The sequence below is a fragment of the Fundidesulfovibrio butyratiphilus genome, assembly GCF_054657235.1.
Genome location: NZ_BAAHXA010000001.1, coordinates 867,157 through 888,692 on the forward strand (window position 1 = coordinate 867,157; position 21,536 = coordinate 888,692).

A 21,536-nucleotide genomic window follows, 5' to 3' on the forward strand; every position below is an offset into this window, starting at 1 on the left:
CGCCTGTTCAAGGCCCCGCTCCGGCGGGGCTTCTGTTTGTGGGGCAACCCGACCAGGCGGCGGTTGTGCGGACCGCCCCGCTCCCGCCCACCACGCCTGGCGCATCCCAACCTCCGACACGGACTTTCGATACGCATGCAGGCCCCACCCCGGTGGGGCCTTTTTTGGGTATCCCCCCGGATCGAGGCGCGCCGGGTCGCGCTCCGGGTTTTCCTTCATCGGTTCCCTGGATTTTTTCCCGACCAACGTGTAGCATGGTCACATCATGCCCATCGACGTCTTCTTGCGCCGCGTTCCCGACTACGATCCGCCCCGCATCGACCGGGAGGTGGCCCAGCTTCTGGATCGTTGCGGGTTTCGTCCCGCTCCGGGCAGTCGGGTGTTGGTCAAACCCAACCTGGTGGCCCCATACAACCCGTCGCTTTCCTGCACGCATCCGTCCGTGGTCCGCGCCACCTGTCTCTACCTGCTCGATCTGGATACCAAGATCACCGTGGCCGATTCCCCGGCCTTCGGCACGGCCGGCGTGGTGGCCATGGCCTCCGGAATGTCCAGGGCCCTGGCCGGCCTGCCGGTGCGCCTGGCGACCCTGTCCGACCCCAAGCCCCTCCGCCTGACCCAGGGAGGCCGCGTGGGCGTCAGCGCCCAGGCCCTTGACGCATGCGCCGTGGTCAACCTGGCCCGGTTCAAGGCGCATGACCAGATGCTGCTCACCCTGGCGGTCAAGAATCTGTTCGGCTGCGTGGTCGGGTTTCGCAAGTCCCTGGCCCACTCCCTCCATGGCGACCGGGGCACGCGTTTCGCCAGCCTGATCCTCGACGTGTACGAACGCGTGCGTCCGGCCGTGAGCCTGGTGGACGGCGTGGTGGCCATGCACAAACGCGGCCCGGCCAAGGGCGAACCCTACCCGCTGGGGCTGCTGGGAGCCAGCGTCTGCGGCCAAGCGCTCGATAGCGCCCTGCACGCCGTGCTGGGCCTGCCCCCGGACGCCTCCCCCCTGGGACGCGAAACCGTGGCCCGCCGCCGGGCGGGAGCCGACCCGGCCAATCTGCTCTTTCCCGAGCTTGCGCCGGAGGCGTTTTCCGTCAAGGGCTTCGAACTGCCCACCGCCTTGGCCCCGCAGACCTTCCATCCTCTGCGCCTGATACGAGGACGCCTGAAAAGCCTGTACGTCCGGCTGCGAGGCGCGCCCGGCGGAGACCACTAGATGGCCGATTCCCGCCAGTCGGCCCAGCGCCCCCTTGCACGCCGGCGTCACGTGGTGACGGGGCGGGTGCAGGGCGTGGGCTTTCGTCCCTTTGTGTATCGCCTGGCCAAGGGCTTGGGGCTTACCGGCTTTGTGCAAAACGCCCCGCAAGGCGTGATCATCGAGGTGCAAGGCCCCCCCGAGACCCTGGACGCCTTTGCCCGCGACCTGATCGAAACCCTGCCCCCCCTGGCCCTCATCGTGGAGCACTCCCAGACGCAGTCCCGCATCGCGGAAGACGAAACCGCCTTCGCCATCCGACAAAGTCTGGCCGGCTCCGGACACAGCGTGCTGGTCAGCCCCGACATCGCCACCTGCCCGGACTGCCTGGCCGACATGAGCGATCCGCATGGGCGCCGCTTCGACTATCCCTTCACCAACTGCACCAATTGCGGCCCGCGCTACACCATCACCAAAAGCGTGCCCTACGACCGGGCCACCACCTCCATGGCCTGTTTCCCCCTCTGTCCGCACTGCGCGGCCGAATACGAAAATCCCGAAGACCGGCGCTTCCACGCTCAGCCCAACGCCTGCCCCGTGTGCGGCCCCGCCCTCTGGCTCACCGACGCCTCGGGACGCGAGATCGCGCGGTCCGGGGAAGCCCTGGACCGCGCGGCCGAGCTGCTGGCCGGCGGAAGCATCCTGGCCGTCAAGGGTCTGGGAGGATTCCACCTGGCCTGCCACGCCTGCGACCCGAGCGCGGTGGCCGAGCTGCGCCGACGCAAGCACCGCCCGTCCAAACCGCTGGCGGTGATGGCTCCCTCCCTGGAGGAAATCGAAATCCTGGCCCAGGTGGACGACGTGAGCCGCGAGCTTCTCGAAGGACGGCAGCGCCCCATCGTGCTGTGCCCCGCGCGGCCAAATTCACCGCTTTCGCCGGAGATTTCCCCGGACACGGACCTGGTGGGGGTCATGCTGCCCTACACCCCCTTGCACCACCTGCTGCTGCGGCGGTTCAAAACCCTGCGCGGGGAGCGGCCGGCGATTCTGGTCATGACCAGCGCGAACGTGAGCTCCGAGCCCATCGTGCTGGGCAACCGCGAGGCCCTGGCCCGGCTGGCCGGCCTGGCCGACGCCTTTGTTCTGCACAACCGGGACATTCTCGTGCGCACGGACGACTCGGTGGTGCGGTCGGACGGAGCGGACTTCGAGTTCTTTCGCCGAGCCAGAGGCTACACACCGCAACCGGTATTCCTGCCCGCGCCAGGCGCCTGCGTGCTGGGCGTGGGGCCGGAGCTCAAGAACACCGTGTGCCTGACCAAGGGCGACCAGGCCTTTCTCAGCCAGCACGTGGGCGACATGCAGAACCTGGAAACCGGAAGCTTTCACGCCGAGGTGATCGACCATTTGCGCAATGTGCTGCGCGTTCAACCCGAACTTGTGGTGGCCGACCTGCACCCGGACTACCTCTCCACACACTACGCCCTGGAAAGCGGACTGCCCGTGGCCAGATTGCAGCACCATTACGCCCATATTTTCGCCGCGCTGGCCGAAAACCGTCTGATGGAACCCGTGATCGGCCTGGCCCTGGACGGTTCGGGTCACGGCGAGGACTCCACGGTTTGGGGGGGAGAATTTCTATACGTCGATCCCGCGCGCCTTGTCATGAAACGGGCGGGCCATCTCAGTCCCGTTCGTCTGCCCGGGGGCGAAGCGGCCATACGCCATCCCTGGCGCATGGCCCAGGCCTATTTCCACGCCCTGGGACGCACCCAACCGGAAAACGAGTGGACATTCCTCGCCGGACACGAACAGGCCGCCGCCCTGGTGGCCACCATGCTGGACAAGGGCATCAACAGCCCCCAAACCACAAGCTGCGGCAGACTCTTCGACGCGGTAAGCGCCCTGCTGGGCCTGTGCGCGAGCACAAGCTACGAAGGGCAGGCGGCCGTGCTTCTCGAACAGGCGCAAGACTTTGGAGAAACGGGATATTATCCCTGTTTCTTCGACTCGGACACTAGCGGGGTGCTGGTACTTGACACGCGTAATCTTTTTGCCTATGCCGCCAGGGATTTCTCTTGCGGTGTCTCACCCGGCGCGATCAGCCGTCGCTTTCACGCCGGACTGGCCCGCGGCCTGGCCGACATGGCCCTGCGCCTGGCGCGGGACTATGCAGTATCCCATGTGGCCTTGAGCGGAGGGGTTTTCCACAACCGAACCCTGCGCTCGCTGGTCGTCGCCTTTTTGCGCCGACACGGCGTAACCCCCGTGACGCACCACCAGACCCCATCAGGAGATGGGTGTTTGAGCCTGGGGCAGGCTTATTACGGCCAACGCACCTTGGCCGTCGGGCAGTGCGGGTACCTGTAAATCAGACGAAAATCAGAGGATTTTATTGTTTGCATTCCTGCCGGGACTTGACGGTATATTGAACTATACTATATAATCGAATATTAATGCGATCCCGTTGCCTTGCCCGGAACGCCTTGTTCCTGCTCGTCTTTCTTAAAACATGGTCAATCCGGCATGATTATCGACAAAACACCTTGCGTACGGACTATTTTTGCATATACTCGGCACTAAAACCTGTAACCGGATCTCCTCGTTTCGCCTCGACCACTCAGCTGTCATTGCGAGGTGCTGGCAAACAGACTCAGGGCCAGCGGGTGAGTAGTATTTCCAGGCTCAGGGCGGACCATTGCCGTCCGTCGGTGGAAGTGAATCACTGCAAAGAGCTGCGCGTGGCTGGAAATATTCTTAAACTAGGGAACACGCATATCAATGAACTCTAGCGTCAGCCTTCCCGTAGGAAGGCCTGGGAGAAAGGCATGTACAACGCATTCGACGAAGCGCTGGAGCGTATCAAACGCGCTACGGGCGCAAGAACCCAGGTGGATTTGGCCGCCATCCTGGGCATTCGACAGTCGAGCATTTCCGACGCCAAACGCCGTCAATCCATTCCCGCCGATTGGCTTCTCAAACTCTATCGCAGTCACGGCCTCAACCCCGACTGGGTCACCGGCGGCGAACCGCCCCAGGTGCTGCGCGAAGGATTGGCCCTGCCCGTGGGCCTTATGGAGTCGGGCGCGACCTACGCCACGGAAAAACCCAAATCCCGCACGGTAACGGTGAGCTCCATGACCGGAGTCATCGGAGAAAGCGGCGTTTTTCAGGAAAAACCCATCGAAATGTTGGCTATTCCGGAACCGTTCAGCGGCCCCGGCCTGATCACCTTCAAGATGGAACATCAGAACATGGAGCCCATCTTGCGCCGCGGGGCCTACATCGGCGTCAACAAGGATCACAACCAGCTGCGCTCCGGAGAAATCTACGCCATCGTCGTCCCAAACGAAGGGCTGGTGGTTCGGAGATTATTCAACGATTTCGAGAACAATCGAGTCATTTTGCGCAGCGAGAATTCGCAGTACAAAGAAGAGTCCATGGCCTCGGCCGATGTCCCCGGAAAGATTCTGGGCCGGGTATGGTGGGTTCTGCAAGAACTCTAATCATTGAGAAGACAAGTTTTCTTCTTGCCGCCTTCCGAACAGGAAGGCGGCTTTCTTTTTCTCGTCCTCCCAATTTTCGGTCTGACCTCAGCAGAGAATACGTCCCAGCGGCACCGTCTGAAAAAGATTTTTCGATATTCATATGGCCTCTTGCGCTACTTGCTAACACATGCTAATTTAGGTCATTATATTTTTCTATACAGAATTTCAAACGTAAGGAGCCAGGCCATGTCCTCCAGCCAAGTGAAACTCCCACCCTCGCCAAGTGGCAAAGAGGCGCCACGGGCTTCTGAGTTCGACCTGGGTTTCGAACGCATCGCCATGGCCATAAAGACCCGTGAAAACTTCACGCAACAAGAGCTGGCCGCCATTCTCGGCATAAGACAATCGAGCGTTTCGGACGCCAAGCGCCGGGGGGTTATTCCCGGCGAGTGGGCCATCAAGCTCTTTCGGGACTACCGCCTCAACCCGCTGTGGATCTACGAGGGCCTGGCTCCCAAATTCGTCTCCGGCCTTCGCGGCTCGCCCAAACACTTCGACGCCCCCAACCAGCAAACGTTCCTCTTCAACCACGACGCCACGAGCTTCATGGTGGTCAGTGTGGCCGACAGCTCCATGGAACCGGTCATCCGGCGCGACGCGGTCATCGGACTGGACACCCGGGAGGCGTCCCTGGAATCCGGCAAAATCTACGGGGTGGAATTCCCCGGCGAAGGCTTGACCTTCAGACGCGCAGTTCTGGAACAGGACGCGTTCTGCGAACTGGTCACGGACAATCCCATCTTTCCCCGCTGCCGACTGCCCATTGTTGAAGCCAAACGGTTCATCCGGGGAAAAGTCGCCTGGCTCATGCAAAAAATCTGACGCCATGGACAAGACTTTTCCTTTGCTTTCGGCTAGTTTTCCTCCACCGTTACACCAGCACTGGAGGAAGACATGTCCGAAAAACGCCTCACTGTGCCCGATGTCCGTCAAAGCAAGGGACAACGCAAACTCGTCGTCATAACCGCTTACGACGCCAGCCAATCCTACATCGCCGAATCGGCGGGCGCCGACATGATTCTGGTCGGCGACTCGCTCGGTATGGTGGTCCTGGGCCTGGAGGACACCGTAAGCGTCACCATGGACCAGATGATCCATCACACGGCCGCGGTATCGCGTTCAGCCAACCGCTGCCTCGTCATCGGCGACATGCCGTTTCTTTCCTATCAGGTCAGCGCGGCCGAGGCCGTGACCAACGCCGGCCGGTTCCTCAAGGAAGGCCGAGCCCAGGCCGTGAAGCTCGAAGGCGGCCGCGAGGTGGCGGCCAATGTCCGGGCCATTGTCGACGCCGGCATTCCCGTCATGGGCCACCTGGGCCTGACCCCGCAGCACGTGGCCCGATTGGGAGGATTCAAGGTGCAGGCCAAGACCGCTTTGGCGGCCAAGGACCTGCTCGACGACGCCCTGGCCCTGACCGAAGCCGGATGCTTCGCCGTGGTGCTGGAGTGCGTGCCCTCTCCGGTGGCCGAAATGGTCACCAAGGCCGTGCCCATTCCCACCATCGGCATTGGCGCCGGCCCGCACTGCGACGGCCAGGTGCTGGTCTACCACGACGTGTTGGGCCTCTACGACCGGTTTACCCCCAAGTTCGTCAAGCGTTACGCCGAAATCGGCGCCCAGGCCCGCCAAGCCATCGCCTCCTACGCCGACGAGGTGCGCTCGGGAGCTTTTCCTGATTCCGCCCATTCGTTCAACATGAGCGAAGCGGAGCTCGAAGCCCTGCGCGCCGCCGGCCTGCCCGAAATCAAGACGTCCTGACGCATCACCAGGCTCACGAAGCCCCTTTCTCGCCGAATGAACGCGAAACGGCGACCCCGCGTACGCAATGCGGAGTCGCCGTTTTCGTTTGCTCTGCCGACAAGCGCGGGCTTGGTCCGAGAATCGGTTCCGATACGGTCAGAAGGAGACGGAAGCCCCCAGGGCGCGGGCGCGTTCCTCGTCTTCACGACGGCTTTTGCAGTGTACGCACAGCGTGGCCATGGGATAGGCCTTGAGCCGGGCCATGGAGATGTCTTCCCCGCACTCCTCGCAGATGCCGTATTCTCCGGCGTGTAGGCGCGAAATGGCGCTCTGCACGTCCCGGTAGGCCTGAAGGTCGCGTTCGCGCATGATCAGGGTAAAATTGCGCTCGGCTTCCTGGGCGGCCCGGTCTGTCAGGTCGGGGGCGGAAATGCTTTCTTCGTCCATGTGTTCCGATTGAGACATGAGCTTGGCCAGGGCTTGTTCCTGAAGGGCGTGCAGCGATTCGGCCAAACGCGCGAGTTCCGGATTTTCCATGTGCGTCTCCCGGCGGGTCGAGGTGCGTGACGAACCGCCCGCGGGAAACCGCTTCCCGAGATGAGGTTCGCGTTTCTGCGTCCCTACAAGCCGGCTGTGAAGACCTGAAGGCGATTCTGCGACATCCGCTTGTCGAAACACGACATTGTCGCACCGGAAAGTTGAAAAATCAGAGATTAGCGCGACACAATTTCGTGGATCAATCAAAACCGCCTTGCCAACACGCCCCGCGCGCTTTACTGAATGGCGTCAAGAGCACAGACGGAACTTGTCCGCATCAGGTCTTTTTTTCATTCCCCGGAGCCTATTGCAATGAATGAAAACATCTATGACAAAGACGTCAGGGAATTTGTCGGAGAGTATCGAGGAGTTTTTCTCGTCTATTCCCAGGACGCAATATTCATTAAGAATCTACGCGCCACCCTGGTCAGGCATCTTCAACTCAAGGAAGATTGCGCCAGTGTCGTCAATACCCAAGAACAGTTGCTGAAACAAATAACAGTTTTCCAGACGCAGCACCACAAGGTGCTCATTTTTATTGAATACGAAATTAACGGTAAATCGTGCCACGATTTGGTCCGCTTTCTCAAAAGCCAACTCCAAGACGTGATGGTCGTGGTGCTCACCGGCGAAGTGGCCCGCGAAGCGCTTATTTATCTTCATGAAATCGGGGCCAACAACATCATCACCCGGCCCATTTCCCCCAATCTGCTCATTGAAAAGATCGCCTTCACGGTCAAACCGCGCGGACAGATCGGCGAGCTCATCGATGCGGGGAAAAAATGCGTCAACGAAGGCAAATTCGTCGAAGCCGCCAACCTGGCCACCAAGATTCTGGAGCTCAAGCCCGGCAGCCCGGCCGGGCTTATCCTGCTGGGCGACAGCTTCAAGGGCATGAACAAAAACAACGAAGCCCTTTCCGCCTACACCAAGGCCATGAAAAACGCCCAACTCTACCTGGAGCCCATCAAGAAAATCGCCCAGTTGCATCGCGACACCGGCAACGTCGCCGAAGAAACGAAAATGCTCGAACGCCTGGACCGCCTGAGCCCCCTGAACGTGGAGCGCAAGATCGACCTGGGCGGCAACTACGTGGCCCTGGGCGACGCGGACCGGGCCAAAACCATCTTCGACGACGCCGTGAAGCTCGCCAACAAGGAAGCCTCGTCCCAATTGGCCCGGGTGAGCCGGGCCATCGCCGAGCGTTGCGCAAGCCACGCCCCGGCCCTGTCGGAGCAGTTCCTGCGCCAGGCCCTGGAGGCCAAGAAGGGACAACTGGACAAGTCCGACATCGACACGTTCAATCGCCTGGGCATCACCTTGCGCAAACAGGGACGCTGGGCCGAAGCGATTCAGGAATACGAAAAGGCCGTCAAAGTCTCTCCGGAAGACGGCGCCCTCTACTACAACATGGCCATGGCCTTCAGCGAAGGCCGACGGTTTTCGGACGCCTGCTACAAACTGGACAAGGCCCTGGAGTTGACGCCCGACCTCTGGGAAGGCAATGAGACGGTGTGCGTGAACATCGCCATGGTCTACTACCTGGGCGTGAACAAAAAGTTGGCGGTCAAGTACGCCCGCCTAGCCTTGGAGATAAATCCCCAGTCGCCCAGAGCCACGGAGATACTGAACAAGGTTTAACAGCCTGTCGACCCCTCCCCGCTTGCTGCGGCGTTTCCCACGAGGCGAACCCTCGGCGGATGCGATGCGGCTTGGGGCGTGACCTCCCTGCGCGCCCTGCCGGAGCGGTTTTGAACAGGCTTGAAAAAATTGACTTTCTCAACGGACCGTTAGGCGACTTCGCCGTATGATAAAACATCCCGATATCGATCCCGTGGCCGTGTCCATCGGCCCGCTCCAGGTGCGCTGGTACGGGCTCATGTACTTGGCCGGCTTCTGCGCGGGCTGGCTGCTCGGACGCAAACGCGCCGCCAAACCCGAGTCCGGCTGGACCTCCGTCATGGTGGACGACTGCATAACCTGGTGCGTGCTGGGTCTGGTGCTGGGCGCGCGGCTGGGCTACGTGCTGTTCTACGACCTGCCGTCGTACCTGGCCGATCCGCTCTCGGTTTTTCAGGTGTGGCACGGCGGCATGAGCTTCCACGGCGGCCTGGTGGGCCTTTGCGTGGTGGTGTGGCTGTTCGGACGCAAACACGGCAAGGGATTCTTCGAAGTCGCGGATTTCCTCTGCCCGCTGGCCCCGCCGGGCCTCTTCTTCGGGCGCATCGGCAATTTCATCAACGGCGAGCTCTGGGGAGCGCCCACCACCCTTCCCTGGGGCGTGGTGTTTCCCGATCCGCGGGCCGGCGGCATGCCCCGGCATCCCTCCCAGCTCTACGAGGCCGGCCTGGAAGGGGTGGTCCTTTTTTGCGCGCTGTGGTGGTATTCGTCCAAGCCCAGGCCGAGCGGCGCCGTTTCCGGGCTTTTCCTCGTGCTCTACGGCCTGTTCCGCTTCCTGATGGAATTCATCCGCGAACCCGATCCCCAGCTCGGCTACCTGGCCTGGGGCTGGCTGACCATGGGCCAGATCCTGTGCCTGCCCATGCTCGCCTTCGGGGCCTTTCTCATTTGGCGGGCCAACGCTCGTTGCGCAAGGGCGCCAAAATGACGTCGCCCCTGTCCCGGCTGACGACTTCCTGACGCAACGCCCCGCTCAATCGCGCTGCAAGGGGATGAGGGCGAATTCGCCGCACACGTCCTCCGCCTGGGTTTCCGGCCATACGGTCACAAAGGTCTTGCCGCGGGCGTTCTCCACGGCCTCCACGGCCGGACGCGGGGCATGACGGCGGCAGTATCCCCATTCCCCCTTGAGCATCTCCTCCGGGGGACAATAGCGATCTTCGAAGGGGATGGGTCCCTTCCAGTAGCGGCACGTCTTGCATTTGGGCTTTCTCATGGCTTGGGCGGCTTCTCCAGTTGCAGTTCGAAAAGCTTGGGCCAGTTCTTGCCCGTGACATACAGGCGCTTGGCCCCGGGATCGTAGGCCATGCCGTTCAGCACGGATTCGGATCCCAGCGGCCCGACCCGAACGCGCAACGCCGCCAGATTCAACCAGGCGACGACACGGCCCGTGGCCGGATCAATCACCGCGATGCGATCTTCATGCCAGACATTGGCGAAAACAAACCCCTCCACCCATTCCAATTCATTGAGATTGGCTACGGGACGGCCGTTGTCCGCGACCCTGACCTCCCGGAGCCGGGCCATGGTGGCCGGGTCGCGCCAGACCAGCGTGTCGCTGCCATCGCTTACGACCAGACCTTGTGGCGTCGAAGCCAGGCCCCAGCCCTGAGTGTCCAGGGGCAGGACGCGCTTCATCTGGAACGTGTCCATATCGAAGACCAGCACCCGCCCGTTTTTCCAGGTGAGCACGTAAAGCTCCCGGTTCCAGAGAGCCAGCCCCTCGCCGAACAGATCGCGTTCCAGGTTGGCCTGACGCAGGAGCCGCCCCGTGGCGATATCCACCTTGCGCAGGCTGGAACGACCATAGAGCCCCGTGGATTCGTACAGCGCCCCGTCCGCCAGGATGAGCCCCTGTGTGAAGGCGTTCCGGTCATGGGGCCGAACGCCCGTCACCCGCCAACCGAGTTCGCCGGCCAAGGCCTGCACGCAAAGGACCGCAAGCCAGCACAACACCAGCGCCAGGCCCGAGAAAACCGGGAGAACCCGCCGCGTGCGCCCGCCGCCCCATGCCATTCCACACTGTTCGTGCATCATTCCAAGTCCTTTCTCACCCCTTGCGCGGGCTTGGAGTGAGGCGCGCGGCCACCAGATATTTGAAGCACGATCAGAGACGATAACTCTCTCATAAAATTTCCCCTGGTCGGGTTGCGAAATCAAGAGGCTCATGGGTATAATACGTTGCATCATATCGCGTCACGCAACAATACGACCCGTGAATCAAGCACACGAGGGGAAGCGGTATCTGTTTTGTCTTCCACGCCCGCTCACCCATGTTGTCGACAAGGAGCAGCCATAATGAAACTCTTCACAACGTTAGCACTTCTCCTGGCCCTGCTCTCTCCATGCGCCGCACAATGCGCTCAACACGTTGATTTATCAAGTCTTACAAAATACATTGGCAAAGCCCCTTTTGAAAAAGTCAACGGCCAGTCCATGCTGGAAAACAGAAAGTTTCGCACAGCCTTTCGCCAGACCGTCGGGGACACGATCTTTCACAAGGTCATGTCAGCCGGTGGTAGGTACTTTCAGTGCGTTGACGACGTTCATGCAGATCATGGCATTCTCATATCTAGCATGCAAAGTCTGTCAGACCCTGAATTCAGGATCACACTCTTTATAGATCCGACAAATGGATTTCTTGACGTTTGTTGGAATGACTCGGAAAAGGGAAAGAATTTTTTCTATATGCACGACGGAAAGGTCCTTGAACTCAAGGACTCGACGTGCGACCACTGCTTTGCCGTCAAATATCCAGATTACCAAAATATGGTGACAAGCTCTCCGCAGTCTTCAAACGGGAGAGAGAAACCATACGCGGGAATTCCCCGAAGCATGACGGTCCTCAGGCTAACACGTACAACCCACTACAAGGGCCAGCGGAAAAATCTCCTGCATCTTACTTTGAAAAATGGTGAACTCGACTTTCTCTTTACCATGGGTGGCGGCCCCTTCACAGCGTCTGGATTTGTCTTATACAAGGGAAAACGGTTGAACCTCTATACGGAAGGCAAAACATGGCCAGAGGAGCCTGGCTATTCGCAACGGTTTGTCAAAGTGACAGGAGACGACGTTTCCATTGAAGAAACCGAACAAACCGGCTCCATTTTTTTTACCCCCGTCATGATTGCAGGAATGTCCGCTTTGAAAGGCGTCCTCCTGGGAGCCGACAACAAACCCGTCTTCCAGCACCGGGTAGGCGCCGACACCCTTGTCCGCGACCAACCCGTGGAACCCGCAGCACACACTAGCGCCGAAAAAGCGGACGACACATATTCCTCGAGCCCTCAGCAAACGCCTTCCCGTCCGGGCTCCGTCTCCAGGGGGCTCCCCATTCCGCGATATATTTCCCGACCGGACGGCACGCACGGCTTTTAAGACGGGCTAACAGCCTATTGAAAAATTCTTGCTGGCTGCGTTGCTGCGAAAAACGCAAACCCTCAAGGGATGCCAATTCCGCTTCGGGCTTGATTTTTTCTTGCGCCTTGCCAGCACGTTTTTTGAACAGGCTGCAAGAATCGACTTTTTGGGCGGGCTGCTAAAACCCTATGCGCACGCCTTGGCACAAGGATAGCATGAAGAAACTGTAATGTTGCCTTCCTCCGGGAAGTTTGACAAGAATCGCCACCTCCGGCTAAAATTCCTCTCGATCTTTTTGCGCACAGGAGGACGCCCATGCGCACCTGCTTGAAAAAACTATTTGTTGTCGGCCTGATCGCGGCCACATGCGTGACGGCCATGGCGGGTCTGGCCTCGGCCAAATCCACGGAAGCTGGCACCGGCTACATCCAGCCGAAAGTGGGCTTCTACGGAAGTTCCAACAACCGCATCAACTCGGCCTTCACCTACGGCGGCGAAGCGGGCTTCTTTTTCATGGATAACGTTTCCATGGCCGTCGAACTGATGGGCTTCGCCATGAACCAGAAAAAGGATCCCTTTGGCGTCAGTTCGAGCCAAACGTATCCCAACGCGTTCGGCCCCATGGCCTTCGCCCGCTATCATTTTCTGACGCAGGAACGGTTCGGTCTTTTCGCGGGCCTCGGTCTGGGTGGTTTCTTCGCCACCGACCGCGTACCGGCCAACGGCGAACGCTCGAACCTCTCCGAAGCCGGCGAACTGGGCTTCAACACCTCCCTCAACGACGTGTTGAGCCTGCAACTTTCCGGCCGTTGGCAGCATGTGGGCCCCTACTGCTCCGACACCGGATTCAACCTCTGGGGCGGCAACCTGGCCGTGAAGTACTCGTTCTAACGTCGTTCCCAGCCGAACGATCCCGGCCCGCGCCTCATCCGCGCGGGCCTTTTTCGTTCGAGGACTTTGAATCCGCGCGCTTTCCTGGTAGAGCCCAGCCATCCCATCAAGTCGATTCCCACATAGAAGCCATATTATGCACAATTCCAACGACCCCGACGCCACAAGCGCCACCCACGAGACGTCCCATACACCGGACGGAGACGGACAAACCCTGATCGAGCCGGAAAAAGCCCTGCCCGAAGTGGCCCTTGCCGACCTTCCCGAGCCCCTGCGCCAGGCCGTGGCCCGCGCCGGCTGGGACGGGCTCATGCCCGTGCAGGCCAAGTCCCTGCCGTATCTGCTGAAAGGCCTGGACCTCATGGTGCAGTCGCGCACCGGCAGCGGCAAGACCGGCGCGTTTCTGTTGCCCATCTTCCATCGCATGGACCTTGAACGCGACCAGACCCAGGCGCTCATCCTCACCCCCACGCGTGAGCTAGCCAAACAGGTGGCCGGCGAAGCCGAAATGCTCTTCAAGGACACCGGACTGCGCGTGAGCCTGGTCTACGGCGGCGTGGGCTACGGGACGCAAACCGACGCCCTTCGCGCCGGAGCGCACCTGGTGGTGGGGACGCCGGGACGCATTCTCGACCACCTGCTGCGCCACAACTTCACCCTGCAGAACCTCAAGACCCTCGTTTTCGACGAAGCCGACCGCATGCTTTCCATCGGCTTCTACCCGGACATGCGGGAGATCAAACGATACCTGCCCAAACGCAGGGTTTCCACCTTCCTGTTCTCCGCGACCTATCCGCCCCACGTGCTGCGTCTGGCCGAAGAGTTCATGGAAGAACCCAACTTCCTGTCGCTCTCGGCCAAGCAAGGTGCATGTGGCCGACATCGAACATGTCTACCACGAAGTGAGCGGCATGGACAAAGACCGCACCCTGGTGCGGTTGCTCGAACGCGACAATCCCGCTTCGGCCATCATTTTTTCCAACACCAAGGCCAACGTCCACTACATCACGGAAGTGCTCAAAGGCTTTGGCTACGACGCCGAGGAACTTTCCGCCGATCTCACCCAAGCCAAGCGCGAACAGGTGCTCGCCCGCCTGCGTTCGGGCACGTTGCGCTTCCTTGTGGCCACGGATGTGGCCGCGCGCGGCATCGACATTCAGGATCTCTCCCACGTCATCCAGTACGAACCGCCCGAGGACCCCGAATCCTACATCCACCGCGCCGGACGAACCGGCCGGGCCGGAGCGTCGGGAACGGCCGTGACCCTGGTCAACATCATGGAAGAAATCGCCCTCAAACGCATTGGCGCGCGTTTCGGCATTGATCTGCAAAAACGCCCCGGCCCCACCGACGAAGAGGTGGCGTCCGTGGTGGCTGAACGCACCACCGCCCTGCTCGAAGCCGAACTGCGCAACACGCCGCCCCTCAAACAGGAGCGGCTCAAGCGGTTTTTGCCCCTCATCAAGGACATGGCCGCCTCGGACGAAGACCTGCTCGCCCTGGCCCTACTGCTCGACGAACGGTATCAGGCCGCCCTGCACGCGCCCCAGGTCGCTTTCGAGCCGCAGCCCGAACGGCGACGCGACCAGACGCGTTCGCCCCGTCCCAAACGCGACCCCCGTCCCCCCCGGTCGGACAGACCCCGATCGGAACACACCGAGGACGACCAACGCGAACGCGGCGCCCTGTCCGACGATCACGGTCCGGCGGATGGACACGCCCTTGCCGGCGACGCCGAGGGTCAAAAAAAGCGCAAACGCCGCCGTCCGCGCCGCAAGAAACCCGCCGAGGCGTCCGGTCCGACCGACGATTCCCCGCGCGATCAGCCCGGAGCGCAACCGGAAGCGGAGTAAATCACACCTCACGGACCCGAAAAGGCCTCCCCATGCTTTTTCGGGTCTTTTTTTGTCCCTTGCGTGCGGGCTTTTCGACCAAGCCTTGACCCTGCTGGCAGACAAACGTAGTGTTTCTTGACGCTTGTTATTGGGAGGTATGCACCATGCCCGGCCGCGAAGCCTTCAAGGCCCAGGTCGAAGAGCAGCTCAAGCAGCTCAAGGCCAAAATCGACGCCACCAAGTCCAAGGCCGATTCCAGCGGACAGGGATATCTGCAGCTGTTCGAAGAGGACCTGACCAAGCTTGAATCCAAATACGACTTGGCCAGATACAAGCTTTCCCTGCTCAGCAAGGGCGGCAAATCCGCCTGGGACGAACTCAAGGACGGCGTGGAACGCGCCGTGGCCGACCTGCGCGAAGCCCTGGGCAAGGCGAAAGAGAAGTTCTAGGGCGCGAAAGACGAAAAAACTCGCGAGAAGAAAAAAAATCCGGGGGCTCCCCTTGTTCGCAACGGGAGCCCCCGGTTCGTTGTTCCGCCTTTTTCCCCGCTTACGCGATCAACGTTTTGAAATCGAAGTCCGCCTGGCTCAGGGCCTTGGCGTCGGCGGCGATGGGGGCGTTTTTGGCCATGGCCTGCTGGCATTCCTTCAGGCCGTTGGTGATTCCAAAAAAGATGAGCCCCTTGATGTGGCCATTCTCCAGCACGATTTTGCGATAGGTGTGGCCGTCCTGGTAGACGGCCGCTTCAAGCTTGCCATCGGAATCGATGTCGCCGGCCGCTGTCAGGTCCACCCCGGCTACTTTGAGGGAATTGCTCATGACCGTGCCGTCGTACACGGCGTCACCACCGGCCATGTTCACGCCCGCGACTTCGCCCTGCGCCTTGCTGGCCGGCCAGATTCCGTAGAGCCGGCCCCGGTGCTCCACCTGGTCGCCGGCGGCCCAGATGTTGGCCTGGCTGGTGCGCATGCGGTCGTCCACCACCAGGCCGTTCTTGATCTCCAGCCCCAAGGGTTTGGCCAAGTCCAGGTTGCCCCGGATGCCGGCCGAAAAAAGCACCAGTCCGCCTTCGGCCCGGCGTCCGTCCTCCAGATCCAGGGCCAGGCCCGAGGCCGTCTGCGTGATCTGCTTGGAACGCGCACCCAGAAGGAAGGTAAATCCCCGGCTCTCCAGCAGGCCCTGCAGTTTGGCCGCACCAGCAGCGTCCATCTGGCGGGGCAGCAAGCGGTCGAAAAACTCCACCACATGCACGGTCAGCCCCATGCGGGCCAGGGCCGCGCCGGCTTCCAGGCCGAGCAGGCCACCGCCCACCAGAATGGCGGCCTTTTGCCCCTGGGCTTTTTCGCGAATGGCCCGGGCGTCGGACGTGGTGCGCAGGGCGAAGACTCCGGGCAGGTCCGAGCCGGGTACCGGAGGAATCATGGCCCGGGCGCCCGTGGCCAGAAGCAGCTCGTCGTAGACGACGGTTTTCCCGTCGCTGGTGGCGACGGTGCGGGCCTGGGCGTCCACGGAAGTGGCGGTCACGCCCAGCCGCAGGTCCATGCCCTGCTTGGCGTACCAGTCGGCCTGGCGCAGGGTGAAGCGACCGAGTTCCACCTCGCCGGCCACGAACTCGGGCAGGCGGGGACGGTAATAGTAGGCATCGGTTTCGGCGGACAAGATCGTGATCTGTCCATCCGGGTCGGTGGCCTTGATTTTTTCGGCGGCGCTGGCTCCGGCCACGCCATTGCCAACTATACAATATCGTTTCATGTGGGGAACCTCTTTGTAAGTTTAGATGAGTATTCAACGTGTGCGAACCGATTGCAAGTCAAAGCTTCTCCTTCCCGTCAACCGACTCGCCCCGGCTCGCCGGGGTCACGGATTGACCAGGCCCGCCGGGCGTTGCCAGGGAGGTCGGGAAAGAGTAGGCTGTCACGCATAGGACAGCGCGTACCGCAAGGAGGCTCGACCATGTGGCTGTTCACCAGGGACGGATTCTACTCCGTCGCCGCCACCAAATTTTGCAAACCGGGAGATGTGGCCGTTCGCGCCAGGCGAAAGGAGCATATCGAACGCCTCATGGCCCGCCATGGGTTCCAGGCCGATATCTTGTGTTTCGCCGAATCCGATTACAAATACCGGGTGCAGATTCCGCGCGAACTGTGGTCGCGAATCCTCGCCCACGAGGCCGAAACCCTCGACTACAACAGCTTCAAGGACGCGCTGGTCGAGGAGCATGCCGACTCGGAATACCTGCGCGCCATGTTTACCACCTGGGGCGTGCTGCGCAAGATGCAGGTGGACGAACTGCCGCCCGAGGAGTGAAGCCGCCCGCCGCGAATCCCGCGCCCCCGGTGCGGGGTGCGACACGGGCCACGCGGGTGTTTTCCAGGACCGAAAACGCAAAGCGCCCCGCCGGAACAATCCGGCGGGGCGCTTGACATTCGGCTGTCAGAACCCGGCCCGGCGAAACGACGCGTCACTCACGCATCGCCCACCGCACCGGGACGCTATACGCGTTCCGCGGCGGCCTTCAGGCAGGGCGGGGCCGAGGCGTCGTATTCCTTCTCCAGGGTGTCGACAAGTTCCTGCACGCTCATGATGCGGTCCACCCGGTAGGCGTTGGCTCCGGCAAAAGCGAAGCCGTGCTTCAAGCGCCCTTTCTTGGCGTTCACCAGCGCGAGGGTGATGCAGTACGGCGTCTTCTTGTAGTCGCAGGTGTGGATGCAGTGGAAAGGACAGACCGGAGGTTTTCGTCCGCCCTGGCTGGCCGAAACGAGAAACTCGTTGCGCACGGCCCGTCCCGGAAGACCCACCGGACTCTGAATGATGACGATATCCTCTTTTTTGGCCTTGATGTAGGCCTCCTTGAAGGCCAGGCTCGCGTCGCACTCGTGGGTGGCCACGAAGCGGGTGCCCATCTGCACCCCGGCCGCCCCCATTTCGAGGTATTTGCGGATGTCGGCCCCGGTGTAGACCCCGCCCGCGGCGATGATGGGAATGGGACGTCCGCACTTTTCGGCAAAGGGACGCACGCCCTCTATGACCTCGGGCACGATCTTTTCGAGCTTGTGGCCGGGATCGTCGATCTGTTCGCGTTTGAATCCCAGATGTCCGCCGGCCATGGGGCCTTCCACCACAAAGGCGTCGGGCATGCGGCGAAACTTGGAAAACCACTTTTTACACAGGATCACCGCGGCTCTGGCGGAACTCACGATGGGAACGAGCTTTGTCTCGGGCGAATCCTGGGCCAGGGCCGGCAGGTCGAGCGGCAGGCCGGCTCCGGAAAAAATGGCGTCGATTTTTTCCTGGATGGCCGTCTTCACCAGATCGACATAGTTGGTGAGCGCCACCATGACGTTGACACCGATAGGCCCCTTGGTGAGTTCGCGGGCCTTGCGGATTTCGCGGCGCAGGACGTTGTTGTTGGTGTTTATATAGTCCGTGGCGAAAGTGGACTCGTCATGGCCGATGCCGGCCGTGGCGATGACGCCGAGGCCGCCGGCCTGGGCCACGGCCGCGGCGAGGCCGGAAAGGGAGATACCGACGCCCATTCCGCCTTGAATGATGGGGATGCGGACGTGCAAGTTGCCGATATCCATGGAAGGAAACGCCATTCTCTCTCCGGGGGTTGGCGCGTATGGGCATGATGCCGATCGCGCAATACTGGTTTCCTACGCGTGAAGCCAAGGTAAGGCTTTCGCGGTGTTCATTCGGCGATTCCCGGATCGACAACTGCCAGGAAAGGCGAAAAAAATGACTGAACCGCAAATACGCACCACATGACCTCAGCATGCGACACAACAGGCGCGCGGCCCGCCTCGGGCCAAACGCCGGACCCTCGCCAGGGTCGATGGGCCAAGCCCTGATGCTTGAGGAATCCTCAAACTTTCTAAAAGATCAATTTTGCACTACCTGGTCAAAAAAAGCAACCATCTCCCGGCGCTTATCGTCGACCGCATCACGGGGCTACGGCACGGCGGACGGCTCGTCAAGAAGAATGCGCCCCAAAGTGCGCAACTGCGCCCCCGAGGGACATTTTTCCCGACTGAAATTTTCCGGTGACGACCGCTTCCGTTTTGCACGCGCCCCCCTTCCCGACGCGTCCGTCTTTCTCGCGCGGTTCGTCCCGGCCGCGCCGGGCCCGGGCGGGAAACGCTGATCGTTCCCCGCGAAGCAATCGCCCCGTTTCCCGCGCCCATTCGGACATACACCCCCCGGCTCGGGAAAGGCATCAGAAACCGCAGCCCTTGCAATTTGAAATGCAGGAGGGTAATGACCTTTTTTTTAGCTTAAGCTTGGGCGCAATGTGCCTAGTGCAGGATAAAGGAGCATTTCATGACCCGCAAAGACCGCACCGAGGGCATCTATTCCCGCCGCGAGGTGCTCGACGAATCCGAACGCCGCCAGTATTGCCAAATCCAGCTCAAGGATTTGCTGACCTATGCCTACCGGTATTCGGAAGACGTCAAGAAACGTTTCGATCGGGCCCAGTTCCAGGTCGGCAAGTTCAAGACCCTTACGGATCTCAAGCATATTCCCATCCTCAAGAAAAAGGAACTCATCTTCCTGCAGTCCATGGGGCCGCGTCTGGGCGGTCTGCTCACCAAGGACCTGGGAGATCTGCGCCGCGTGTTTCTTTCCCCCGGGCCCATCTTCGACCCCGAGGACCGCGAGGACGATTACTGGGGATGGACCGAAGGCTACTACGCCACGGGCTTCCGGTCCGGCGACGTGGTGCAGGTGACCTTCAACTACCACCTCACCCCGGCGGGGCTCATGTTCGAGGAACCGTTGCGCAACCTGGGTTGCGCCGTCATGCCCTCCGGCCCGGGCAACTCCGCCACCCAGCTCGAAATCATGCAGAAGCTCCGGGTCACGGGCTACGTGGGCACGCCCAGCTACCTCATGCACCTGGCCCAAAAGGGCGAGGAGCTCGGCCTGAACCTGCGCAAAGACCTCTTTGTCGAGGTGGCCTTCGTCACGGGCGAAAAGTTTTCCGAAAAGCTGCGCAACACCCTGGAGAAGAAATTCGACCTCATCATGCGCCAGGGCTACGGCACGGCCGACGTGGGCTGTATCGGCTACGAATGTTTCCACAAGAACGGCCTGCATATCTCCAACCGGGCCTTTGTCGAGATCTGCCATCCCGACACGGGCATCCCTCTCAAGGACGGGGAAGTGGGCGAGATCGTGGTGACCGTCTTCAACAAGACCTATCCCCTCATCCGCCTGGCCACGGGCGATCTTTCCTACATCGACCGCGCGCCCTGCGCCTGCGGACGCACCTCGCCCCGGCTGGGCAACATCGTGGGCCGGGTGGACACCACCGCCCGCATCAAGGGCATGTTCGTCTACCCGCATCAGGTGGAACAGGTCATCACCCGCTTCGAAGAGATCAAACGCTGGCGCATCGAGGTGACCAACCCCGGCGGCATCGACGAGATGACGCTGCTCATCGAAGCCAGCAACTTCAAGCGCGACGAGGACCTGCTGCACCTGTTCCGCGAAAAGATCAAACTGCGTCCCGAGCTCAAGGTCCTGGCGCCCGGCACCTTGCCGGCCCAGATTCGCCCCATCGAGGACAAGCGCAAGTGGGACTAGCCCGACCACGGCGTTTGGCGCCCCTGGCTTTGCTGGCGGCGCTGATCCTGGTGGCGGGATGCGTCCGCAAACCCTCACCCATGACTGAACCGGTTCGGCAGGCGGCCCAGCCCGCACTACGATCCGACGCTTTTTTCGACCGGTCCGGCGCGATGCTTTCCGCGCCGGATCTGGCCGAAAAATTGCGCGCCGCCCGCTACGTTCTGGTGGGCGAGTCCCACCCCTCGCCGTGCGACCACCTGGCCCAGGCAAGGGTGCTCCAGGCCATGACCGACGCGGACGCGGCTCCGGCCGTTGGCCTCGAAATGGTGGGCCTGGACCGCCAGCCCGTACTCGACCGGTTCAACGCCGGAGAAATCGATGTGGAACAGTTGGCCCATGACCTGGAATGGAGCCAGCGCTGGGGCTTCGACTTCGCCCTCTACCGTCCAATTTTCGAAACCGCGCAGCGCCTGGGACTTCCCCTCTACGCCCTGAATGCCCCGGAAGGTGTGGCCCTCAAGGCCGGCCGTCTGGGCCTTGCCGGCCTGAGCGCCCAGGAACGGCGCGGGCTGCCCAAAAAGATTCTCCCCCCGCCCGAGGACCAGATGGCCTTCCTGCGCGCGGTGTTCGCCACGCACGCCAAGCAGGCCTCCCCCGGAAGCCTCCGGCGCTGGGAAGAATTTCAACGGGTGCAGTCCGTGTGGGACACGACCATGGCTCATCGAGCCGTGTTGGCCGCCAAGCGGTCCGGTCGGCCGGTGGTCATCCTGGCCGGGGGCGGGCATGTGGACATGGGCTGGGGCGTGGCCTCGCGCCTGGCGGTCCTTGATCCCAAGGGGACGCGCCTGCTGGTTTCGGCCTGGCGATCCGGGTCCAAGCCCCACCCCGGGCAGGCCGACGTGTATTTCCCGTGCGCGGCCTCCCACAGGGGGCGACTCGGGTTGAAGCTGGAAGCGGTCGAAGGCGGGCTCAAAGTGCTCGCCGTGGAAGCGGACTCCTTGGCCCAAAAGGCCGCGCTGAGCCCCGGCGACCTGCTCACCGCCGCCTCGGGAAGCGCCCTGTCCTCGGTCCGCGACCTGCGTATGGCCGCCGCCAAGGCCCTGAGCGAGGGCAAGCCCCTCCACCTGGACTTTCTGCGCTCCGGCGTTCAAAACTCCGTCTCCATAGACATGGAGCCAGCCAAACCCTGAC

General features: G+C 61.6%; 19 protein-coding genes and 1 pseudogene. 15 read left to right on the forward strand and 5 right to left on the reverse strand.

Annotated elements, in window-relative coordinates; all coding sequences use genetic code 11:
• The first annotated feature begins 265 nt into the window (after positions 1-265).
• The 5 genes from ACYQ01_RS04370 to panB all read left to right on the forward strand — a co-directional run bounded on the left by ACYQ01_RS04370 (position 266) and on the right by panB (position 6,492).
• The gene (locus tag ACYQ01_RS04370; protein WP_459932609.1) at positions 266-1,207 is read left to right on the forward strand and encodes a DUF362 domain-containing protein; all 942 of its coding nucleotides are present in this window, start codon (positions 266-268) and stop codon (positions 1,205-1,207) included.
• Positions 1,208-3,556, forward strand: coding sequence for a carbamoyltransferase HypF (hypF, locus tag ACYQ01_RS04375; RefSeq protein WP_459932610.1), 2,349 nt, complete (start codon positions 1,208-1,210; stop codon positions 3,554-3,556).
• A 458-nt stretch (positions 3,557-4,014) separates the two neighbouring features.
• On the forward strand, positions 4,015-4,692 hold the full coding sequence (locus tag ACYQ01_RS04380; protein ID WP_459932611.1) for a LexA family transcriptional regulator: 678 nt from the start codon (positions 4,015-4,017) through the stop codon (positions 4,690-4,692).
• A gap of 228 nt (positions 4,693-4,920) precedes the next feature.
• Entirely contained in the window at positions 4,921-5,556 is a 636-nt protein-coding gene (locus tag ACYQ01_RS04385) for a LexA family transcriptional regulator (protein ID WP_459932612.1), read from the forward strand.
• Positions 5,557-5,628: 72 nt separating this feature from the next.
• A complete protein-coding gene (panB, locus tag ACYQ01_RS04390) occupies positions 5,629-6,492 on the forward strand; it encodes a 3-methyl-2-oxobutanoate hydroxymethyltransferase (RefSeq protein WP_459932613.1) in 864 nt (287 codons plus the stop codon).
• A gap of 138 nt (positions 6,493-6,630) precedes the next feature.
• Here the strand turns inward: panB and ACYQ01_RS04395 are convergent, their stop codons facing one another.
• Positions 6,631-7,011, reverse strand: a complete 381-nt coding sequence (locus tag ACYQ01_RS04395) for a TraR/DksA family transcriptional regulator (RefSeq protein ID WP_459932614.1) — start codon at positions 7,009-7,011, stop codon at positions 6,631-6,633.
• 312 nt (positions 7,012-7,323) lie between these two features.
• Here ACYQ01_RS04395 and ACYQ01_RS04400 point away from each other — a divergent pair, with 312 nt between their 5' ends.
• Positions 7,324-8,652: a tetratricopeptide repeat protein gene (locus ACYQ01_RS04400; RefSeq protein WP_459932615.1), complete on the forward strand. Its 1,329-nt coding sequence runs from the start codon at positions 7,324-7,326 to the stop codon at positions 8,650-8,652.
• Positions 8,653-8,818: 166 nt separating this feature from the next.
• The gene (gene lgt, locus ACYQ01_RS04405) at positions 8,819-9,619 is read left to right on the forward strand and encodes a prolipoprotein diacylglyceryl transferase (protein ID WP_459932616.1); all 801 of its coding nucleotides are present in this window, start codon (positions 8,819-8,821) and stop codon (positions 9,617-9,619) included.
• A 45-nt stretch (positions 9,620-9,664) separates the two neighbouring features.
• On the opposite strand, the gene ACYQ01_RS04410 is transcribed toward lgt, so the two are convergent.
• Positions 9,665-9,907: a hypothetical protein gene (locus ACYQ01_RS04410; protein ID WP_459932617.1), complete on the reverse strand. Its 243-nt coding sequence runs from the start codon at positions 9,905-9,907 to the stop codon at positions 9,665-9,667.
• On the reverse strand, positions 9,904-10,728 hold the full coding sequence (locus ACYQ01_RS04415) for a glutaminyl-peptide cyclotransferase (protein ID WP_459932618.1): 825 nt from the start codon (positions 10,726-10,728) through the stop codon (positions 9,904-9,906). The genes ACYQ01_RS04410 and ACYQ01_RS04415 overlap by 4 nt, the downstream gene beginning before the upstream one ends.
• Positions 10,729-10,989: 261 nt before the next feature.
• Here ACYQ01_RS04415 and ACYQ01_RS04420 point away from each other — a divergent pair, with 261 nt between their 5' ends.
• The 5 genes and pseudogenes from ACYQ01_RS04420 to ACYQ01_RS04440 all read left to right on the forward strand — a co-directional run bounded on the left by ACYQ01_RS04420 (position 10,990) and on the right by ACYQ01_RS04440 (position 15,226).
• Positions 10,990-12,069: a hypothetical protein gene (locus tag ACYQ01_RS04420; RefSeq protein ID WP_459932619.1), complete on the forward strand. Its 1,080-nt coding sequence runs from the start codon at positions 10,990-10,992 to the stop codon at positions 12,067-12,069.
• Between the two features lie 297 nt (positions 12,070-12,366).
• Positions 12,367-12,942, forward strand: coding sequence for an outer membrane beta-barrel protein (locus tag ACYQ01_RS04425; protein WP_459932620.1), 576 nt, complete (start codon positions 12,367-12,369; stop codon positions 12,940-12,942).
• Positions 12,943-13,303: 361 nt separating this feature from the next.
• Positions 13,304-13,684 (forward strand): annotated as a pseudogene (locus tag ACYQ01_RS04430) (DEAD/DEAH box helicase); the annotation flags it as partial.
• A 130-nt stretch (positions 13,685-13,814) separates the two neighbouring features.
• Positions 13,815-14,795, forward strand: coding sequence for a helicase-related protein (locus ACYQ01_RS04435; protein ID WP_459932621.1), 981 nt, complete (start codon positions 13,815-13,817; stop codon positions 14,793-14,795).
• 146 nt (positions 14,796-14,941) lie between these two features.
• Positions 14,942-15,226 carry a sll1863 family stress response protein gene (locus ACYQ01_RS04440; protein ID WP_459932622.1) on the forward strand — a complete coding sequence of 95 codons (285 nt, stop codon included), beginning with the start codon at positions 14,942-14,944 and terminating at the stop codon, positions 15,224-15,226.
• A gap of 100 nt (positions 15,227-15,326) precedes the next feature.
• Here the strand turns inward: ACYQ01_RS04440 and ACYQ01_RS04445 are convergent, their stop codons facing one another.
• Positions 15,327-16,529, reverse strand: a complete 1,203-nt coding sequence (locus tag ACYQ01_RS04445; protein ID WP_459932623.1) for an NAD(P)/FAD-dependent oxidoreductase — start codon at positions 16,527-16,529, stop codon at positions 15,327-15,329.
• A gap of 201 nt (positions 16,530-16,730) precedes the next feature.
• Between ACYQ01_RS04445 and ACYQ01_RS04450 the strand changes: the two genes are divergently transcribed.
• The gene (locus tag ACYQ01_RS04450) at positions 16,731-17,084 is read left to right on the forward strand and encodes a hypothetical protein (RefSeq protein WP_459932624.1); all 354 of its coding nucleotides are present in this window, start codon (positions 16,731-16,733) and stop codon (positions 17,082-17,084) included.
• Between the two features lie 185 nt (positions 17,085-17,269).
• Here ACYQ01_RS04450 and ACYQ01_RS04455 read toward each other — a convergent pair whose 3' ends face one another.
• Complete coding sequence (locus tag ACYQ01_RS04455; RefSeq protein ID WP_459932625.1) at positions 17,270-18,376, reverse strand: NAD(P)H-dependent flavin oxidoreductase; 1,107 nt, start codon at positions 18,374-18,376, stop codon at positions 17,270-17,272.
• A gap of 721 nt (positions 18,377-19,097) precedes the next feature.
• Between ACYQ01_RS04455 and ACYQ01_RS04460 the strand changes: the two genes are divergently transcribed.
• The gene (locus ACYQ01_RS04460; protein WP_459932626.1) at positions 19,098-20,363 is read left to right on the forward strand and encodes a phenylacetate--CoA ligase family protein; all 1,266 of its coding nucleotides are present in this window, start codon (positions 19,098-19,100) and stop codon (positions 20,361-20,363) included.
• Between the two features lie 80 nt (positions 20,364-20,443).
• Positions 20,444-21,535, forward strand: a complete 1,092-nt coding sequence (locus ACYQ01_RS04465; RefSeq protein WP_459932627.1) for a ChaN family lipoprotein — start codon at positions 20,444-20,446, stop codon at positions 21,533-21,535.
• The last annotated feature ends 1 nt before the right edge of the window (position 21,536 follow it).

What these genes read in the sequence shown, in the direction of transcription:
- ACYQ01_RS04370 (WP_459932609.1), top strand. Translation starts at nt 266, where the DNA reads ATGCCCATCGACGTCTTCTTGCGCCGCGTTCCCGACTACGATCCGCCC.
- hypF (WP_459932610.1), top strand. Translation starts at nt 1,208, where the DNA reads ATGGCCGATTCCCGCCAGTCGGCCCAGCGCCCCCTTGCACGCCGGCGT.
- ACYQ01_RS04380 (WP_459932611.1), top strand. Translation starts at nt 4,015, where the DNA reads ATGTACAACGCATTCGACGAAGCGCTGGAGCGTATCAAACGCGCTACG.
- ACYQ01_RS04385 (WP_459932612.1), top strand. Translation starts at nt 4,921, where the DNA reads ATGTCCTCCAGCCAAGTGAAACTCCCACCCTCGCCAAGTGGCAAAGAG.
- panB (WP_459932613.1), top strand. Translation starts at nt 5,629, where the DNA reads ATGTCCGAAAAACGCCTCACTGTGCCCGATGTCCGTCAAAGCAAGGGA.
- ACYQ01_RS04395 (WP_459932614.1), bottom strand. Translation starts at nt 7,011, where the DNA reads ATGGAAAATCCGGAACTCGCGCGTTTGGCCGAATCGCTGCACGCCCTT.
- ACYQ01_RS04400 (WP_459932615.1), top strand. Translation starts at nt 7,324, where the DNA reads ATGAATGAAAACATCTATGACAAAGACGTCAGGGAATTTGTCGGAGAG.
- lgt (WP_459932616.1), top strand. Translation starts at nt 8,819, where the DNA reads ATGATAAAACATCCCGATATCGATCCCGTGGCCGTGTCCATCGGCCCG.
- ACYQ01_RS04410 (WP_459932617.1), bottom strand. Translation starts at nt 9,907, where the DNA reads ATGAGAAAGCCCAAATGCAAGACGTGCCGCTACTGGAAGGGACCCATC.
- ACYQ01_RS04415 (WP_459932618.1), bottom strand. Translation starts at nt 10,728, where the DNA reads ATGATGCACGAACAGTGTGGAATGGCATGGGGCGGCGGGCGCACGCGG.
- ACYQ01_RS04420 (WP_459932619.1), top strand. Translation starts at nt 10,990, where the DNA reads ATGAAACTCTTCACAACGTTAGCACTTCTCCTGGCCCTGCTCTCTCCA.
- ACYQ01_RS04425 (WP_459932620.1), top strand. Translation starts at nt 12,367, where the DNA reads ATGCGCACCTGCTTGAAAAAACTATTTGTTGTCGGCCTGATCGCGGCC.
- ACYQ01_RS04440 (WP_459932622.1), top strand. Translation starts at nt 14,942, where the DNA reads ATGCCCGGCCGCGAAGCCTTCAAGGCCCAGGTCGAAGAGCAGCTCAAG.
- ACYQ01_RS04445 (WP_459932623.1), bottom strand. Translation starts at nt 16,529, where the DNA reads ATGAAACGATATTGTATAGTTGGCAATGGCGTGGCCGGAGCCAGCGCC.
- ACYQ01_RS04450 (WP_459932624.1), top strand. Translation starts at nt 16,731, where the DNA reads ATGTGGCTGTTCACCAGGGACGGATTCTACTCCGTCGCCGCCACCAAA.
- ACYQ01_RS04455 (WP_459932625.1), bottom strand. Translation starts at nt 18,376, where the DNA reads ATGGCGTTTCCTTCCATGGATATCGGCAACTTGCACGTCCGCATCCCC.
- ACYQ01_RS04460 (WP_459932626.1), top strand. Translation starts at nt 19,098, where the DNA reads ATGACCCGCAAAGACCGCACCGAGGGCATCTATTCCCGCCGCGAGGTG.
- ACYQ01_RS04465 (WP_459932627.1), top strand. Translation starts at nt 20,444, where the DNA reads ATGACTGAACCGGTTCGGCAGGCGGCCCAGCCCGCACTACGATCCGAC.